This window comes from Janibacter sp. CFPM2_SD2, from assembly GCF_057364645.1.
In genome coordinates this window covers 1-14,693 of sequence record NZ_JBNFOF010000066.1, presented here as the reverse complement: position 1 = coordinate 14,693, position 14,693 = coordinate 1, and the positions used below count along the sequence as shown (strand labels likewise).

General features: G+C 70.2%; 17 protein-coding genes, 2 tRNA genes, 1 other RNA gene and 1 pseudogene. 12 read left to right on the top strand and 9 right to left on the bottom strand.

Annotation, left to right across the window (positions count from 1 at the left end; genetic code table 11):
* Together AC2W7J_RS08260 and AC2W7J_RS08255 are read right to left on the bottom strand one after the other, a co-directional pair.
* Positions 1–354 (bottom strand): FluC/FEX family fluoride channel (locus tag AC2W7J_RS08260; protein WP_485982048.1); only part of this gene is annotated, 354 nt, incomplete at its 3' end.
* Entirely contained in the window at positions 351–1,568 is a 1,218-nt protein-coding gene (locus tag AC2W7J_RS08255; protein WP_485982047.1) for a pyridoxal phosphate-dependent aminotransferase, read from the bottom strand. The genes AC2W7J_RS08255 and AC2W7J_RS08260, both read right to left, overlap by 4 nt.
* Before the next feature lie 76 nt (positions 1,569–1,644).
* On the opposite strand from AC2W7J_RS08255, the gene AC2W7J_RS08250 reads away from it, so the two are divergent.
* A complete protein-coding gene (locus AC2W7J_RS08250) occupies positions 1,645–1,776 on the top strand; it encodes a hypothetical protein (protein ID WP_421009151.1) in 132 nt (43 codons plus the stop codon).
* Between the two features lie 56 nt (positions 1,777–1,832).
* Here AC2W7J_RS08250 and ald read toward each other — a convergent pair whose 3' ends face one another.
* A complete protein-coding gene (gene ald, locus AC2W7J_RS08245; RefSeq protein WP_485982046.1) occupies positions 1,833–2,951 on the bottom strand; it encodes an alanine dehydrogenase in 1,119 nt (372 codons plus the stop codon).
* 199 nt (positions 2,952–3,150) lie between these two features.
* Here ald and AC2W7J_RS08240 point away from each other — a divergent pair, with 199 nt between their 5' ends.
* From AC2W7J_RS08240 to AC2W7J_RS08225, 4 genes and pseudogenes are all read left to right on the top strand, one after another.
* Entirely contained in the window at positions 3,151–4,692 is a 1,542-nt protein-coding gene (locus tag AC2W7J_RS08240) for a Re/Si-specific NAD(P)(+) transhydrogenase subunit alpha (protein ID WP_485982050.1), read from the top strand.
* Positions 4,693–4,695: 3 nt separating this feature from the next.
* Positions 4,696–6,143, top strand: a pseudogene (gene pntB, locus AC2W7J_RS08235) (Re/Si-specific NAD(P)(+) transhydrogenase subunit beta).
* Between the two features lie 171 nt (positions 6,144–6,314).
* On the top strand, positions 6,315–6,650 hold the full coding sequence (locus AC2W7J_RS08230; RefSeq protein ID WP_255184421.1) for a PadR family transcriptional regulator: 336 nt from the start codon (positions 6,315–6,317) through the stop codon (positions 6,648–6,650).
* Positions 6,647–7,609: a permease prefix domain 1-containing protein gene (locus AC2W7J_RS08225; protein ID WP_485982045.1), complete on the top strand. Its 963-nt coding sequence runs from the start codon at positions 6,647–6,649 to the stop codon at positions 7,607–7,609. Before AC2W7J_RS08230 ends, AC2W7J_RS08225 begins: the two co-directional genes overlap by 4 nt.
* A gap of 122 nt (positions 7,610–7,731) precedes the next feature.
* On the opposite strand, the gene AC2W7J_RS08220 is transcribed toward AC2W7J_RS08225, so the two are convergent.
* The 3 genes from AC2W7J_RS08220 to upp all read right to left on the bottom strand — a co-directional run bounded on the left by AC2W7J_RS08220 (position 7,732) and on the right by upp (position 9,386).
* Positions 7,732–8,481: a PH domain-containing protein gene (locus AC2W7J_RS08220; RefSeq protein WP_427801497.1), complete on the bottom strand. Its 750-nt coding sequence runs from the start codon at positions 8,479–8,481 to the stop codon at positions 7,732–7,734.
* Positions 8,482–8,483: 2 nt separating this feature from the next.
* Positions 8,484–8,657 (bottom strand): hypothetical protein, encoded by a 174-nt coding sequence (locus AC2W7J_RS08215; protein WP_255184418.1) that lies wholly within the window; start codon positions 8,655–8,657, stop codon positions 8,484–8,486.
* A gap of 90 nt (positions 8,658–8,747) precedes the next feature.
* Complete coding sequence (gene upp, locus AC2W7J_RS08210) at positions 8,748–9,386, bottom strand: uracil phosphoribosyltransferase (RefSeq protein ID WP_255184417.1); 639 nt, start codon at positions 9,384–9,386, stop codon at positions 8,748–8,750.
* A gap of 81 nt (positions 9,387–9,467) precedes the next feature.
* Between upp and AC2W7J_RS08205 the strand changes: the two genes are divergently transcribed.
* From AC2W7J_RS08205 to AC2W7J_RS08195, 3 genes are all read left to right on the top strand, one after another.
* Complete coding sequence (locus AC2W7J_RS08205; protein WP_485982049.1) at positions 9,468–9,917, top strand: nucleoside deaminase; 450 nt, start codon at positions 9,468–9,470, stop codon at positions 9,915–9,917.
* 83 nt (positions 9,918–10,000) lie between these two features.
* Positions 10,001–10,090 (top strand) — tRNA-Ser (locus AC2W7J_RS08200).
* A 123-nt stretch (positions 10,091–10,213) separates the two neighbouring features.
* A complete protein-coding gene (locus AC2W7J_RS08195; RefSeq protein WP_485982044.1) occupies positions 10,214–10,564 on the top strand; it encodes a hypothetical protein in 351 nt (116 codons plus the stop codon).
* A gap of 46 nt (positions 10,565–10,610) precedes the next feature.
* Here the strand turns inward: AC2W7J_RS08195 and AC2W7J_RS08190 are convergent, their stop codons facing one another.
* Together AC2W7J_RS08190 and AC2W7J_RS08185 are read right to left on the bottom strand one after the other, a co-directional pair.
* Positions 10,611–11,111 carry a LytR C-terminal domain-containing protein gene (locus AC2W7J_RS08190; protein ID WP_485982043.1) on the bottom strand — a complete coding sequence of 167 codons (501 nt, stop codon included), beginning with the start codon at positions 11,109–11,111 and terminating at the stop codon, positions 10,611–10,613.
* Between the two features lie 9 nt (positions 11,112–11,120).
* Complete coding sequence (locus AC2W7J_RS08185) at positions 11,121–11,420, bottom strand: type II toxin-antitoxin system VapB family antitoxin (protein WP_421009144.1); 300 nt, start codon at positions 11,418–11,420, stop codon at positions 11,121–11,123.
* A 51-nt stretch (positions 11,421–11,471) separates the two neighbouring features.
* On the opposite strand from AC2W7J_RS08185, the gene AC2W7J_RS08180 reads away from it, so the two are divergent.
* Positions 11,472–13,034: a helicase HerA-like domain-containing protein gene (locus AC2W7J_RS08180; RefSeq protein ID WP_485982042.1), complete on the top strand. Its 1,563-nt coding sequence runs from the start codon at positions 11,472–11,474 to the stop codon at positions 13,032–13,034.
* A 99-nt stretch (positions 13,035–13,133) separates the two neighbouring features.
* On the opposite strand, the gene AC2W7J_RS08175 is transcribed toward AC2W7J_RS08180, so the two are convergent.
* Positions 13,134–13,592, bottom strand: a complete 459-nt coding sequence (locus tag AC2W7J_RS08175; protein WP_255184412.1) for a DUF3817 domain-containing protein — start codon at positions 13,590–13,592, stop codon at positions 13,134–13,136.
* An 84-nt stretch (positions 13,593–13,676) separates the two neighbouring features.
* Between AC2W7J_RS08175 and AC2W7J_RS08170 the strand changes: the two genes are divergently transcribed.
* The 3 genes from AC2W7J_RS08170 to AC2W7J_RS08160 form a co-directional block, all read left to right on the top strand.
* Positions 13,677–13,764, top strand: a tRNA-Ser gene (locus AC2W7J_RS08170).
* 94 nt (positions 13,765–13,858) lie between these two features.
* Positions 13,859–13,955, top strand: an RNA gene (gene ffs / locus AC2W7J_RS08165) — signal recognition particle sRNA small type.
* Between the two features lie 137 nt (positions 13,956–14,092).
* Positions 14,093–14,693: hypothetical protein (locus AC2W7J_RS08160; protein WP_485982041.1), on the top strand; the 601-nt coding region annotated here is incomplete at its 3' end.

Genomic DNA, 14,693 nt, shown 5'->3' with positions numbered 1-14,693 from the left:
CCGAGCACGAGCGTTGCGGCGACGTAGCCGAGGGGCCCGCCGAGGCCGTCGCCGCCGAGCGCGTGCGCGTCCAGGGGCGAAGCTCGAGTAGGTGGTCCACCCGCCGAGCAGCCCGACGGTGAGGAAGGGGCGCGCCAGCGGGTGCTGTGGCCCCGCCGCGAGCCACGCGACGAGCAGCCCCATCGCGAAGGCGCCGGTGACGTTGACCAGGAGCGTCGCCCAGTGCGACCCGCCGGACGCCAGACCGACGCCCCACCGGCCGAGCGACCCGACGACCCCGCCGGCGGCGACGGCGGCGAGGGTGGCCCCCTTCGAGGCTCCTGCGTCGTGCCCCGGGGCGACGCCCTGGCTCATGCGCGGATCGACTCGAGGTACTCCGCGATCCGGCCGATCGCCTCGGTGAGCACGTCCTCGTCGGGCAGCGTCACGAGCCGGAAGTGGTCGGTGTCGGGCCAGTTGAAGCCGGTGCCGTGGGTGACGAGGATCTTCTTGGCGCGCAGCAGGTCGATGACGAAGGCTTCGTCGTCCTCGATCGGGTAGACCTCGGGGTCGAGGCGGGGGAAGCAGTAGAGCGCGCCGCGCGGCTCGACGCAGCTGACCCCGGGGATCTCGTTGAGCAGGCGTGAGGCGAGCTTGATCTGGTCGTGGTAGCGACCGCCGGGCACGATGAGCTCGTTGATCGACTGGTAGCCGCCGAGCGCGGTCTGGATCGCGTGCTGCGCGGGGACGTTGGCGCACATGCGCATGTTGGACAGGAGCGTCAGGCCCTCGAGGAAGTCGGCCGCCTCGTGCTTGGGGCCGGAGATCATCACCCAGCCGGCGCGGTAGCCGCAGACGCGGTAGGCCTTGGACAGGCCGGAGAAGGTCAGGCAGAGCACGTCGTCGCCCGCGTACTCTGCGGCGTGGTGGTGGACCGCGTCGTCGAAGACGATCTTCTCGTAGATCTCGTCGGCCATGACGACGAGGTCGTGGCGCCGCGCGATGTCGATGAGGCCGCGGACGATCTCGGGCGAGTAGACCGCGCCGGTCGGGTTGTTGGGGTTGATGATGACGAGCGCCTGGGTGTGCTCGGTGATCTTCGACTCGATGTCCGCCAGGTCGGGGTTCCAGCCGTTGTCCTCGTCGCACCGGTAGTGGACGGGGGTGCCGCCGGCGAGCGAGACCGCGCCGGTCCACAGCGGGTAGTCGGGGGCGGGCACGAGGATCTCGTTGCCGTCGTCGACGAAGGCCTGCAGCACCATCGAGATCAGCTCGGAGACGCCGTTGCCGATGTAGACGTCCTCGACGGTCGTGTCCTTGAGCCCGCGGGACTGGTAGTACTGCGCGACGGCGGTGCGCGCCGAGTAGATGCCCTTGCTGTCGACATAGCCCTGGGCGTCCGGCAGGTGCCGCGTCATGTCGGCGACGATCGCCTCCGGGGCCTCGAAGCCGAAGGGGGCGGTGTTGCCGATGTTGAGCTTGAGGATCTTGTGGCCCTCGGCCTCGAGGCGCTGGGCCTCGACGAGGATCGGGCCCCGCACGTCGTAGCGGACGTCCTTCAGCTTGCGGCTCTGGCGGATCTGGCGCATGGGTCGCAGTCTCTCAGGCTGGTGCGCGAGCGTGCGCGCCGTCTCGCCGCAGGGCTCGGCCACTACGCTCGAGCACATGACCGAGCCATCGCACACGGTGTGGGAGGACGAGGAGGAGGCCCGCGAGGCCGCCCTCCACGACGCCGGCCTCGAGGAGGACGACGCCGAGGACGCCGCCGACGGCGATCCCGCGCCGACCGACAGCTGATCGACGAGCGACCACCTGCCGGTGGTCGCTCTCAGCCACCCCCCTTCGCCCGGGGGCTATGCGTCGAGCGCCTGTGCGACAGGGATGCTCGCGATCCCGGTGGCCTCGCCGACGGGCGCGTTGGTCAGCTGCCCCGCGTGCGTGCTGAGGCCGAGCGCGAGGCTGTGGTCCGCGAGCAGGGCCTGCCGCCAGCCCCGGTCGGCGAGCGCCGTGACGTAGGGCAGGGTCGCGTTGGTCAGGGCATAGGTCGAGGTGTTGGGCACGGCGCCGGGCATGTTGGCGACGCAGTAGAAGGTCGAGTCGTGGACCTGGAAGGTCGGGTCGTCGTGCGTCGTCGGCCGGCTGTCCTCGAAGCACCCGCCCTGGTCGATCGCGATGTCGACGAGCACCGAGCCGGGCTTCATCCGTGAGACGAGGTCGTTGCTCACGAGACGGGGGGCCGCAGCGCCCGGCACGAGCACCGCGCCGATGACGAGGTCGGCCTCCATGACCTGTCGCTCGACCGTCAGCCGCGACGACGCCAGCCCGTGCACGCGGTTGGCGTAGCGCCAGAAGGACATCCGCAGCTTGTCGAGATCGGTGTCGAGCAGGGTGACGTCGGCTCCCATGCCGAGGGCGATGTTCGCGGCGTTCTGCCCCGAGACGCCGGCGCCGATGATGACGACCTTGGCGTTGGCCACGCCGCCGACGCCACCCATGAGGACGCCGCGGCCACCCTGCGCCTTCATCAGGGCGTGCGCCCCGACCTGCGGCGCCAGGCAGCCGGCGACCTCGGACATCGGGTAGAGCAGGGGGAGCGCGCCGGACGGCAGCTGGACCGTCTCGTAGGCGATCGCCGTGACCTCGCGCTGCAGCAGCTCCTCGGTCAGCTCCGCGTTGGCCGCCAGGTGCAGATAGGTGAAGAGGACCTGCCCGGGCCGCATCCGCGGGTACTCCTCGGCGATCGGTTCCTTGACCTTGAGCACCATCTCCGCCGCGCCCCACACGTCGTCCGCCGAGTCGAGCACGGTTGCGCCGGCGGCCCGCATGTCGTCATCGGTGATCTGCGAGCCGGCCCCGGCGTCGCGCTCGACGACGACCTCGTGACCGCGCTCGACGAGCTCGTGGACGCCGACCGGCGTGAGCGCCACCCGGTACTCGCGGTTCTTGATCTCCTTGGGCACGCCGATCCTCATCCGCAGATCCTGCCGCCGCGACCTCCCCGTCGGCAAGAGGCGAAGGGGGGGTACCCCCTTCGTCCCGCGTCGCGACCTGCCGTCTCACGGTGTGGAGGTGTGACCATCGTCCCCGTCACAAAGCGAGCGGCCCGCGCGTCGTGTGCCCTAGGTTGCGGACCAACCACATCCACCACCACCCCTCATCACAGGAGTGACGATGCGACTTGGCGTGCCCAAGGAGTCGAAGCGCGGCGAAACCCGCGTCGCGGCGACCCCGAAGACCGTGGAGCAGCTGATCAAGCTCGGATACGACGTCGTCGTCGAGGCCGGGGCCGGTGAGGCGTCCGCCTACCCGGACCAGGCCTACGTCGACGCCGGAGCGAGCCTCGAGAGTGCGGAGCAGGTGTGGGCCAGCGACATCGTCGCCAAGGTCAACGCCCCCACCGACGAGGAGGTTCCGCGGCTGCGCTCCGGGGCGATCCTCGCCTCGCTGCTGGCTCCGGCGCTCAACCCCGACAAGGTCGAGGCGCTGCGCGCGCAGGGCGTGACCGCCCTGGCGATGGACGCGGTGCCGCGTATCTCGCGGGCCCAGTCCCTCGATGTCCTGTCGTCGATGGCCAACATCGCCGGCTACCGCGCCGTCGTGGAGTCGGCGCACGAGTTCGGCGGTCTCTTCACCGGTCAGGTGACGGCCGCGGGCAAGGTGCCGCCGGCCAAGGTGCTCGTCTGCGGCGCCGGCGTGGCCGGTCTGGCCGCGATCGGTGCGGCCGGTTCGCTCGGTGCGATCGTGCGGGCCTTCGACGTGCGGCCCGAGGTGGCCGAGCAGGTCGAGTCGATGGGTGCGGAGTTCCTGCAGATCGACGTCGAGCAGGAGATCTCGTCCGACGGCTATGCCAAGGAGACCGGTGAGGACTTCAACCGCAAGGCCGCCGAGCTCTACGCCGAGCAGGCCAAGGACGTCGACATCATCATCACGACGGCCCTCATCCCGGGACGCCCCGCGCCGCGGCTGATCACGGAGGAGATGGTCGCTTCGATGAAGCCCGGCTCGGTCATCGTCGACATGGCCGCCGGCTCCGGTGGCAATGTCGCCGGATCGGTCGCCGACGAGCGCATCGTCACCGACAACGGTGTGCGGATCATCGGCTACACCGACCTCGCCGGCCGCCTGCCCACGCAGGCCAGCCAGCTCTACGGCACCAACATCGTCAACCTGCTCAAGCTGGTCACCCCGGACAAGGACGGCCAGCCGGTCCTCGACATGGAGGACACGGTCGTGCGCGGCATGACGGTCACCCAGGGTGAGGAGACCCTGTGGCCGCCGCCGCCCGTGCAGGTCTCGGCCGCGCAGTCCGCGCCGGCCGCATCAAAGGTCGCCGAGGCTGAGTCCGACAAGAAGCCGGAGAAGCCGCACGACCCGAACCGCAAGTTCTGGTACATCGGCGGTGCCGCGCTGCTCTTCCTCATCGCAGCCGCCTTCATGCCCGCGGCCTTCCTGTCGCACTTCATCGTCTTCGCGCTGGCCGTGGTCATCGGCTTCTACGTCATCGGCAACGTGCACCACGCGCTGCACACGCCGCTGATGTCGGTGACCAATGCGATCTCCGGGATCATCGTCGTCGGCGCCCTGCTGCAGGTGACCTCGCCCGACATCGCGATCCAGGTCATCGCCGCCGCTGCCATCTTCTTCGCCAGCATCAACGTCTTCGGTGGCTTCACCGTGACGAACCGGATGCTCAACATGTTCCGGAAGGGCTGAGTCGTGCTGTCCACCGTCGTCACCGCCGCCTACATCGTCGCGGCGCTCCTCTTCATCCTTTCCCTCGCCGGCCTGAGCAAGCACGAGTCGGCCAAGCACGGCAACTGGTTCGGCATGGCCGGCATGGCCATCGCCCTGCTCGCCACGGTCGCCCTCGTCATCGACGGGGTCTACGGCGACGGCGAGGCCACCGACGCCGGCAAGTGGGGCCTGGGCGTCCTCGTCGTCACCATGGCCCTAGGTGGCCTCATCGGCATCCGCATCGCCCGACGGGTCGAGATGACCGGCATGCCGGAGCTCATCGCGATGATGCACTCCTTCGTCGGTCTGGCCGCCGTGCTCGTCGGCTACAACACCTTCCTCGCCTCGCACGGTGACAGCCCGGAGGCGGTCGCCGAGCACAAGCGGCTCGAGGCGATCGACATGGTCGGCATCCACAACGGCGAGGTCTTCATCGGTGTCTTCATCGGTGCCGTGACCTTCACCGGCTCGATCGTCGCCTACCTCAAGCTCAGCGCGAAGATGAAGTCCTCGCCGCTCGTGCTGCCCGCGCGCCACTGGCTCAACCTGCTGGCCGTGCTCGTCTCGGTCGGGCTGTGCGTCTGGTTCGTCATCTCCCCGTCGATCCTGCCGCTGGCGATCATGACGGTCATCGCGCTGCTCTTCGGCTGGCACCTCGTGGCCTCCATCGGCGGCGGCGACATGCCGGTCGTCGTGTCGATGCTCAACAGCTACTCGGGCTGGGCCGCGGCCGCGGCGGGCTTCATGCTCTCCACGACCTGCTCATCGTCACCGGTGCGCTCGTCGGCTCCTCGGGTGCCTTCCTGTCCTACATCATGTGCAAGGCGATGAACCGCTCCTTCGTCTCCGTCATCGCCGGTGGTTTCGGCTCCGACGGCCAGGTGACGGGCGAGGACAAGGACTACGGCGAGCACCGCGAGATCCAGGCGGAGCAGGTCGCCGAGCTGCTCTCCGAAGCCTCCTCGGTCGTCATCGCCCCGGGCTACGGCATGGCCGTGGCGCAGGCGCAGTACCCCGTCGCGGACCTCACCGCGCAGCTGCGGGCGAAGGGGGTCGACGTCCGCTTCGGCATCCACCCCGTCGCCGGTCGCCTCCCCGGTCACATGAACGTCCTGCTGGCCGAGGCCAAGGTGCCCTACGACGTCGTGCTCGAGATGGACGAGATCAACGACGATTTCCCGGAGACGGATGTCGTCCTGGTCATCGGTGCCAACGACACGGTCAACCCCGCCGCCGCCGAGGACCCCAGCAGCCCCATCGCGGGCATGCCGGTCCTCGAGGTGTGGAACGCCAAGGACGTCATCGTCTTCAAGCGCTCCATGGCCACCGGCTACGCCGGCGTGCAGAACCCGCTCTTCTTCCGGGACAACACGCAGATGCTTTTCGGCGACGCCAAGGACAAGGTCGGCGAGATCCTCAAGGCCCTCTGAGGCACCGGCCGACCGCAGCGAAGGGCGGCGCTCACCCGATGGGGTGGGCGCCGCCCTTCGTCATGCCTGCCCGCTCCCGCCCAGCTCCCGACTCTGCAAGACCCTAGGGTTTTGCAGAGATGGATAGTGGCCCATGGACAATAGTGTGCGACACACACTATGGTGTGACGCATGGACGAAGAACTGCTCGCAGGGCACCTGCAGGAGCTGAGGCGGGGGACCGTCGTGCTCGCCGCCCTCGCCACCCTCGAGGAACCGCGCTACGGCTATGCGCTGCTCGAGACGCTCGACGCCGCGGGCTTCGCGGTGGACGGCAACACGCTCTACCCGCTCCTGCGGCGCCTCGAGAAGCAGGGCCTGCTGACGAGCGAGTGGAACACCGACGAGGCCAGGCCGCGGAAGTTCTACCGCACGAGCCCGGCCGGCGCCGACCTGCGCGCCCACCTGATGACCGAATGGCGATCTCTCGACTCGGCGATCGCCGCACTGGACGGAGACCAGTCATGAGTGGCACGAGCCTGACCGACCGATATGTGTGGACCGTGACCCGCCAGCTCCCGCCGGAGACCGGGCCGGACATCGCCCGCGAGCTGCGCGGCACGATCGAGGAGACGGTCGAAGGGAGGGTCGCCGCCGGTGAGGAGCCGGTCGCCGCCGAACGCGAGACCATCGTCGGGCTCGGCGACCCGGACGTCCTCGCCCGTGAGTACGGCGGGCGGCCCAACCACCTCGTCGGTCCGGCCTTCTTCCCCGCGTGGGTGCGCCTGGTCAAGGTGCTCCTGGCCATCCTCGTGCCGCTGTCGCTCGTCGGCTCGGTCGTCGCGCACGCCGTGGGCAGCGATGCGAGCTTCGGCGCGATCGTGGGGGAGGGGGTCGCGCTCGCCTTCCAGGTGGCGGTGCACGTGGTCTTCTGGACCACGCTCGTCTTCGCGGTCGCCGAGCGCTACGGCAGCCCGGGCGAGCAGCAGGGCCTCGTCGGCACGTGGAGCCCGGACGAGCTCGCCGACCCGGCCGACCACGCGCGTCGGGCCAGCATGGCGGAGATGCTCTTCGAGGTCGTCTCGACCCTCGTCGTCATGGGTCTGTGCCTGTGGCAGTGGGGAGGAGTCGGCGAGCACGCGGTGCAGGTCCTCGACCCGGCGCTGGGTCTGGGCTGGCAGGCGGTCATCATCGGCTTCCTCGCCGTCGACGTGCTCGTCACCGTGGCGGCGTGGGCGCGCGGCGGCTGGTCCACGCCGCTCGCGGTCGTGAGCCTGGTGAGCGCGGTCGTCTCGGGGGTGGTGCTCGTGTGGCTGCTGCTCACCGACCGGCTGCTGACCGACCTGCCCGCGGAGTTCAACGCGACCTTCGGGTGGAGCGACGACTGGAGCATCTCGCTGCCGGCCGTGGCCGTCGGCATCGCCGTCATCTGCGGCTGGGAGGCCGTCACCGCCCTGCGCCGCCTGCGCGGCACCGACCCCGCCTGATCCCGGGCGCCGCTGAACCCGGCTCCGAACTGTGCAGAACCCTAGGGTTTTGCACAGTTCGGAGGCCCGTAACTCTGCAGGACCCTAGGGTTTTGCAGAGTTACGGGGGCGAAGGGGGAGGGTCAGTAGGCGTCGGGGTCGTACGGCGGCAGCTCGCCGGTGTCGGCGTCGTGGTCGCGCCGGACGAGGTCGCGGCTGCGGTAGATCGACGCTCCGTGGGAGACCGGTGGGTCCTCGTAGCCGTCGGTCGGCGGGCCACCGACGTAGACGCCGTCGACGACGCCGAGGCGGGTGGCGAAGTCCTGCGAGGTCTCCCAGGCCTGCTCGTCGTCGGCGGACCCCCCTTCGTCCTCGTCGTCGAGGGGGCCCATGCCGAAGACCACGGAGCAGATCGCCCGGTAGTTGTCGTCGGGGTCGGGGACGAACTCGATGCTCGAGAGGGCCTGGTCCTGGCCGGCGCTCTCGAGGACGAAGGTGCCGTAGCCGAGGATGCGCCCGAGGACGGAGCGCTCGTAGGCCATGTCGGTGACCTTCTTCAGGGGCATCATCGAGACCTTGTGGTTGATCCACCCCTCGAAGAGGACGATCCGCTTCGTCGTCGCCACGACCCGGGTGTGGCGCCACTCGATCCACTTCCAGGCGGCCCAGCCGACGACGGCGAACCAGATCCACCACGCGTAGCCGAGGATGCCGGCATTGGCGTCGCTCACCGACACGTCGAGCCAGACGACGAGCGCGAGGACGGCGAGCGCGATGCCGAAGGGCTTGGCGAGCACGATCCGGTGGTGGCGGATCTCCGCGACCGGGGTCTCGCCGGGGAGGAGGTACTTGCGCAGCCCCCGGTGGGCCACGCGGGTGACCTCCGGTGCCATGGTTACCTGGCGATCAGCGAGTCGAAGAAGCGGCCGATGTTGCGCACGCCGTTGGCGACGACGTCCCAAGCGGAGCCGACGATGTTGGCTGCCTCGTTGGGCGAGGTGAGGATCGCGTAGAGCAGGAAGATCGTGAGCAGCCAGAGGACGATCTTCTTGATCGGCGGCGTGTTCATGGTCGTACTCCTGCGTCGTCTGCGGGCAGCGGGTGGCCCGGGTCGGGCGTGGAACCCGCCCAGTGTTGCAGATGTGACGGGTGTGACGGGTCAGACCACGCCGTAGAGCCGGTCACCGGCGTCGCCGAGGCCAGGGACGATGTAGCCCTGCTCGTTGAGCCGCTCGTCGATCGCCCCGGTCACGAGGGTCACCGGCACGTCGAGGTCGGCCAGCTCGCGCTCGACCGCCGCGATGCCCTCGGGGGCGGCGAGCAGCGTGACGGCCGTGATGTCGTCGGCGCCGCGGTCGACGAGGTACTGGATCGACATCGCGAGGGTGCCGCCCGTGGCGAGCATCGGGTCGATGACGTAGCACTGACGGCCCGACAGGTCGTCGGGCAGGCGGTTGGCATAGGTGACCGCCTCGAGGGTCTCCTCGTTGCGCAGCATGCCGAGGAAGCCCACCTCCGCGGTCGGCAGCAGCCGCACCATGCCCTCGAGCATGCCCAGGCCGGCGCGCAGGATCGGCACGACGAGCGGCTTGGGCGTCGACAGCTTGATGCCCGTCGTCGCGCTCACCGGCGTCTCGATCTCGAAGGGCTCGGTGCGCACCTCACGCGTCGCCTCGTAGGCGAGCAGGGTGACCAGCTCGTCGGCGAGCCGACGGAAGGTCGGGCTGTCGGTGCCCTTGTGCCGCAGGTAGGTCAGCTTGTGGGCGATGAGCGGGTGGTCCGCGACGATGACGCGCATGGTGCCGAAACTACCGTGCGCGAGACTGTCCCCGTGAGTCCTGACCCCACCCGTCCGCAGCGCCTCGTCGAGGAGGCGTGGATGGACCGTGCCCTCGAGCTGGCCCGCGAGGCGGCGGCCGACGGCGACATCCCGGTCGGTGCCGTCGTCGTCGACGCCTCCGGCGTGATCATCGGCGAGGGTCGCAACACGCGGGAGCGGGACGGGGACCCGACCGGTCATGCGGAGGTCGTCGCGCTGCGCGCCGCGGCCGAGACGAAGGGGGAGTGGCGCCTGACGGAGTGCACCCTCGTCGTCACCCTCGAGCCGTGCCCGATGTGCGCCGGTGCCGTCGTCGCCAGTCGCGTCCCGCGGGTGGTCCTCGGGGCATGGGACTCCAAGATGGGCGCCTGCGGGTCGGTGTGGGACGTCGTGCGCGACCGCCGGTCCGTCCACCGGGCCGAGGTCGTCGGCGGGGTGCGCGAAGGGGAGGCCGCGCACCTGCTCCTGGACTTCTTCGGCGGTCGCCGCGCCGATGTCGACCCGGCCTGAGGCTCCCTTCGTCCTCGGGGTGCCGGATGGTCGGCTCCGGCGACGATTTCGGGCCCGCCCGCTCACCTTGTATTGTGCTCCGCGGTGGCGTGTCCGAGCGGCCTAAGGAGAACGCCTCGAAAGCGTTTGTCGGTTGACGCCGACCGTGGGTTCAAATCCCACCGCCACCGCCAGCTGATCGAAGGTCCCGTCCGGTACGCCCGGGCGGGACCTTCGTGCGTCCGCCCCAAGCATCCGCCCCCGGCGGGCGCGCCCCCGACCGGCGCCGTCCGCGAGCGTCTGGTTGCATGGATCCCATGCGCCACCACCTTCGAGCCCTCGCCCCCCTCGCCGTCGCCGTGGCGGTCCTGCCCCTCGCTGGCTGCGACTCGTGGAGCGCGAAGTGCGACACCGACAACACGTGCAAGATCTCGATCCAGGGCAACGACTTCTACGACTTCCCGAAGTCCTACACCTCGGGCAAGGACCTGAAGCACCACGACCGCATCCGCCTCGTCTCGGCGAAGCAGGGCGGTGAGGCGGTCATCCAGGCCGGTGGCGCCGACAACCGCTGCACGCAGGGCGAGAGCTTCCAGGTCTCCGACACGACCATCACCTGCGACTCCGTCGGCGATGACAAGGTCGAGCTGACGTCGACCCGCCCCTGACGGGCGCGGACGAAGGGGGACCCGCTGGCCGATCCGCCCGGGCGGATCAGCAGGTGGTGACCTTGTCCTCCGCCACGAGCCGGGTGAATTCCGGGCCGACGACGACGTCGACGGTGCGCCGCTGACGACTGTCCTTGATCCGCTGGAAGCTGCCGGTGTGCCGCAGCACGAGCTGGGCATCGGCGAAGCTGCCGGTGCCGTAGCGCAGCTCGCCGCGGCCGGTGACGGTGCGCTTCTTCGGGTCGTTGGCCACGGTCTTGACGACGAAGCCGCGGTCCTTGAGCTGGGCGGCGACCCGGGCGGCGAGGCCGTCGCGGTTGGTCGCGTTGTAGACGTTGACCTGCACCTGCTGCGGTGAGCTGGTGCACGCCGGCCGTGCCGGCACCGACGCGTTCGTCGAGCCCGCGCCTTGGTCGGCCCGGATGTAGGACATCGCGTACCAGAGCGCGAAGAAGAGCAGCAGGAGGACGAGGAGCACGGTGACGACCGCTCGGCGGCGACGCGACCGCGCCCCGCTGCCGCTCCCGTAGTAGGCGTCCTCGCTCACCGCAGGTCCTCAGCCCGCGATCTCGAGCACCCGGGCGTGCAGGGTCGAGCGCTGCTGGAGCGCGGCGCGCAGGGCGCGGTGCAGGCCGTCCTCGAGGTAGTGGCGGCCGCGCCAGAGCACGACGTGCGGGAAGAGGTCGCCGTAGAAGGTCGAGTCGTCGGCGAGCAGGTCGTGGAGGTTGAGCGCGCTCTTCGTCGTCGTCAGCTGCTCCAGGCGGACCGCGCGCGGCGGGACGTCGGCCCAGTCGCGGGGGCTCTTGCGCCCGTGGGCGGGGTAGGGGCGGGTGTCACCGACGGACTGGAAGATCACCCGGCCACGATAAGAGCGAGGGCTGCGGGCGGTCGCACTAGGCTCGGGCTTGTGACCGACTCTTCACTCCTGGACACCATCCGCGCCGGCTATGCCTTCGAGTCGCCGGCGGTCGAGCTCGGCGCCACCGTCGTCGACGGCCAACCCCACCCCGATGCCCCCGTGCGGGTGCCGCTCGCGAGCCTGACCAAGCACGGTCTCGTCGCCGGCGCGACGGGTACCGGCAAGACCAAGAGCCTGCAGGTGATGGCCGAGCAGCTGTCCGCGCAGGGTGTCCCCGTCTTCCTGGCGGACATCAAGGGTGACCTCTCGGGCATCGCCACCCCGGGCGAAGGGGGCGAGAAGCTCACCGCGCGCAGTGCCTCCGTCGGTCAGGACTGGCAAGCCGCGGGCTACCCGACGGAGTTCCTCACCCTCGGTGGCCAGGGCACGGGGGTGCCGATCCGCACGACGATCACGAGCTTCGGTCCGACCCTGCTGAGCAAGGTCCTGGGCCTCAACGCGACCCAGGAGTCGAGCCTGGGGCTGATCTTCCACTTCGCCGACAAGCAGGGTCTGGCGCTGCTCGACCTCAAGGACCTGCGTGCGGTGATCCAGCACCTGCTCTCCGACGAGGGCAAGGCCGAGCTCAAGGCCCTCGGCGGGCTCTCGAGCGCGACGGCCGGCGTGATCCTGCGTCAGCTGATCGCCTTCGAGGACCAGGGCGCCGACGTCTTCTTCGGTGAGCCGGAGTTCGACACCGCTGACCTGATGCGGGTGGCCGGCGACGGCCGCGGCGTCGTCACCTGCCTCGAGCTGCCCGCTGTCCAGCAGCGACCGCAGCTCTTCTCGACCTTCCTCATGTGGCTGCTCGCCGACCTCTTCCACGACCTGCCCGAGGTCGGTGACGTCGACAAGCCGAAGCTCGTCTTCTTCTTCGACGAGGCGCACCTGCTCTTCGACGAGGCGAGCAAGCCCTTCCAGGACGCCATCGAGCAGACCGTCCGCCTCATCCGGTCGAAGGGGGTCGGCGTCTTCTTCGTGACGCAGAGCCCCAAGGACGTGCCCGCCGACGTGCTCGCGCAGCTCGGCAACCGCGTGCAGCACCAGCTGCGGGCCTTCACCCCCGAGGACGCCAAGGCGATCAAGGCGGCGGTCAAGACCTATCCGCACACCGACTACGACCTCGAGGAGCTGCTCACCCAGCTCGGCACCGGCGAGGCCGTCGTCACGGTCCTCGGCGACAAGGGCACACCGACCCCGGTGGCGCACACGATGATGCGCGCGCCCCAGTCGCTCATGGCGCCCTCGGCGCCCGAGCTGCTCGAGCAGACCACCACCGCGTCGCCCCTCGCCCCGAAGTACTCCGAGGCCCTCGATCGCGAGTCCGCCTACGAAAAGCTCTCGGCGCGGCTCGAGGCCGCCCCGGCGCCCGGGGAGGACGAGGCGAAGGGGGAGGCCCCGCCGGCCCCGTCGAAGGCACCGAAGGCCCCCCGGCAGCCCAAGAAGGAGCAGGGCATGGTCGAGAAGGTCGTGGGCAGCTCCGCCTTCAAGTCCGCGCTGCGCTCGGCCGGCACGGTCATCGGCCGCGAGATCACCCGCTCGATCTTCGGCACCAGCCGCCGCCGTCGCTGACCGGTCACGGCGCGTCGCGCGGCAGTTCGTCTCCGGACTGACGAGAAATCAACGATCTGCCGGGGGCGCGACCCCCAACTGCAGGACGACGCGCGGTCGTCAGCCGACCGGCGGGCCGACCGCCAGCGCGACCGCGGTGAGGACCGCGACGGCCACGACGAGGGCGAGCGCGGCGAGACCCGGTCGGCGCAGCGCGCCGGAGACGACACCCTCGACGGGGGTGGTGGCGGCCCCCTTCGTCCGCAGTCGCCACGCATCGCCGAGCTGACCGTCACGCAGGAGCCAGCGCTCCGCCCACAGCGTCACCAGGGGCGGGATCGCGCAGGCGAGCGCGATGACGCCGCGCTTGGCGCCCCAGCGCTGGTCGATCCACACCACGATCGTGACGATGACGTAGGCGATGAAGACGATGCCGTGGAGCATGCCCCCGATCCGCACGCCGAGCTCAGTCGTCTTGGTGACGTACTTGAGGAACATGCCGATGAGCAGCAGGGTCCACGTCACCGCCTCGGCGGTCGCGACGGTCGTGAAGAGGCGGCGGGGAGAGGGCAACGACATGGCACCCATCGTCGCTGACGGGTGACGAAGGGGTGAAATCCGCCCGATTTCGAGGTAGCCGACTGCTCAGGTAATCTCTCCCGCGGAGGATTCGCATAGTGGCCTAGTGCGCGCGCTTGGAAAGCGCGTTGAGTGAAAGCTCTCAGGGGTTCGAATCCCCTATCCTCCGCCAGAGCGAAGCCCCGGTCGTCACGACCGGGGCTTCTGCGTTGCCACGGGTGAAACCCCCGACTTTGGTCCGGGGCCCGGGCCACGTAGACTCGGCGATCGGCACCCCGTGTGGTGGTACCTCTCCGAACTCCCCCAGGGCAGGAATGCAGCAAGGGTAGGAGAGCTCTTCCAGGTACGCGGGGTGTCCTTTTTTGTGCCCTCACGACGCTGACATGGCGCGGTGGATCGCAGATGTGCGATCGCTTTCGACTGGCGGGCCGCCCAGATCCCCCTAGGTTGGTGACCAAGCGATCGCCGCGGCGATCGACCCTCACGTCAGGAGGCAGACCATGGACAACAACTGGATCTGGATCATCATCGGGATCCTGCTCGTGCTCCTCGTCATCGGGCTGGTCATCGCTCTCACCCGGGGTTCGAAGGCCAAGCGCCTCGAGCGGGAGCGTGCCGAGGCCGAGCAGCTGCGCCAGGAGGCTGCGGAGCGCGAGCAGCGCCACCGCGAGAGCCAGGCCGCCGCCCGGGCCAGCGACGCAGATGCCCGAGCAGCGCAGGCCGAGGCCGACCGGCAGTCCGCCGAGGCGGAGCGTCAGGCGGCCGAGGCGGAGAAGCAGCGCATCGAGGCCGAGCAGAAGCAGCAGCACGCCGCGACGCGGGCCGAGGCTGCCCAGCGCGACCAGCAGGCCTACGACGAGAAGGTGCGCGAGGCCGACGCCAAGGACCCCGACGTCCCCACCGACGAGGAGGGCCGTCGCGTGGACGACGACCGTCGTGGTCCCGGTGCCGGGGCCGCCGCCGGTGGTGCCGCAGTCGGAGCCGGTGGCCTCGCCGCTGGTGCGGCGGCGACCCACGAGACCGTGGCGCCGACCGGCCCGTCGCTGACGGGCGGGAGGCCGACCGCGTGCGCCGACCAGGGCGCTGCTGACCCGCGAGTGG

Bases quoted from the DNA above. Each gene is read 5' to 3' on its own strand.
- upp (WP_255184417.1), bottom strand. From the start codon at position 9,386: ATGCGCGTCATCGTCGCGGACCACCCGCTCATCGCCCACAAGCTGACC.
- AC2W7J_RS08205 (WP_485982049.1), top strand. From the start codon at position 9,468: ATGGACCGTGCCCTCGAGCTGGCCCGCGAGGCGGCGGCCGACGGCGAC.
- AC2W7J_RS08220 (WP_427801497.1), bottom strand. From the start codon at position 8,481: ATGGCACCGGAGGTCACCCGCGTGGCCCACCGGGGGCTGCGCAAGTAC.
- ald (WP_485982046.1), bottom strand. From the start codon at position 2,951: ATGAGGATCGGCGTGCCCAAGGAGATCAAGAACCGCGAGTACCGGGTG.
- AC2W7J_RS08225 (WP_485982045.1), top strand. From the start codon at position 6,647: ATGAGTGGCACGAGCCTGACCGACCGATATGTGTGGACCGTGACCCGC.
- AC2W7J_RS08175 (WP_255184412.1), bottom strand. From the start codon at position 13,592: ATGTCGTTGCCCTCTCCCCGCCGCCTCTTCACGACCGTCGCGACCGCC.
- AC2W7J_RS08250 (WP_421009151.1), top strand. From the start codon at position 1,645: ATGACCGAGCCATCGCACACGGTGTGGGAGGACGAGGAGGAGGCCCGC.
- AC2W7J_RS08255 (WP_485982047.1), bottom strand. From the start codon at position 1,568: ATGCGCCAGATCCGCCAGAGCCGCAAGCTGAAGGACGTCCGCTACGAC.
- AC2W7J_RS08240 (WP_485982050.1), top strand. From the start codon at position 3,151: ATGCGACTTGGCGTGCCCAAGGAGTCGAAGCGCGGCGAAACCCGCGTC.
- AC2W7J_RS08230 (WP_255184421.1), top strand. From the start codon at position 6,315: ATGGACGAAGAACTGCTCGCAGGGCACCTGCAGGAGCTGAGGCGGGGG.
- AC2W7J_RS08195 (WP_485982044.1), top strand. From the start codon at position 10,214: ATGCGCCACCACCTTCGAGCCCTCGCCCCCCTCGCCGTCGCCGTGGCG.
- AC2W7J_RS08215 (WP_255184418.1), bottom strand. From the start codon at position 8,657: ATGAACACGCCGCCGATCAAGAAGATCGTCCTCTGGCTGCTCACGATC.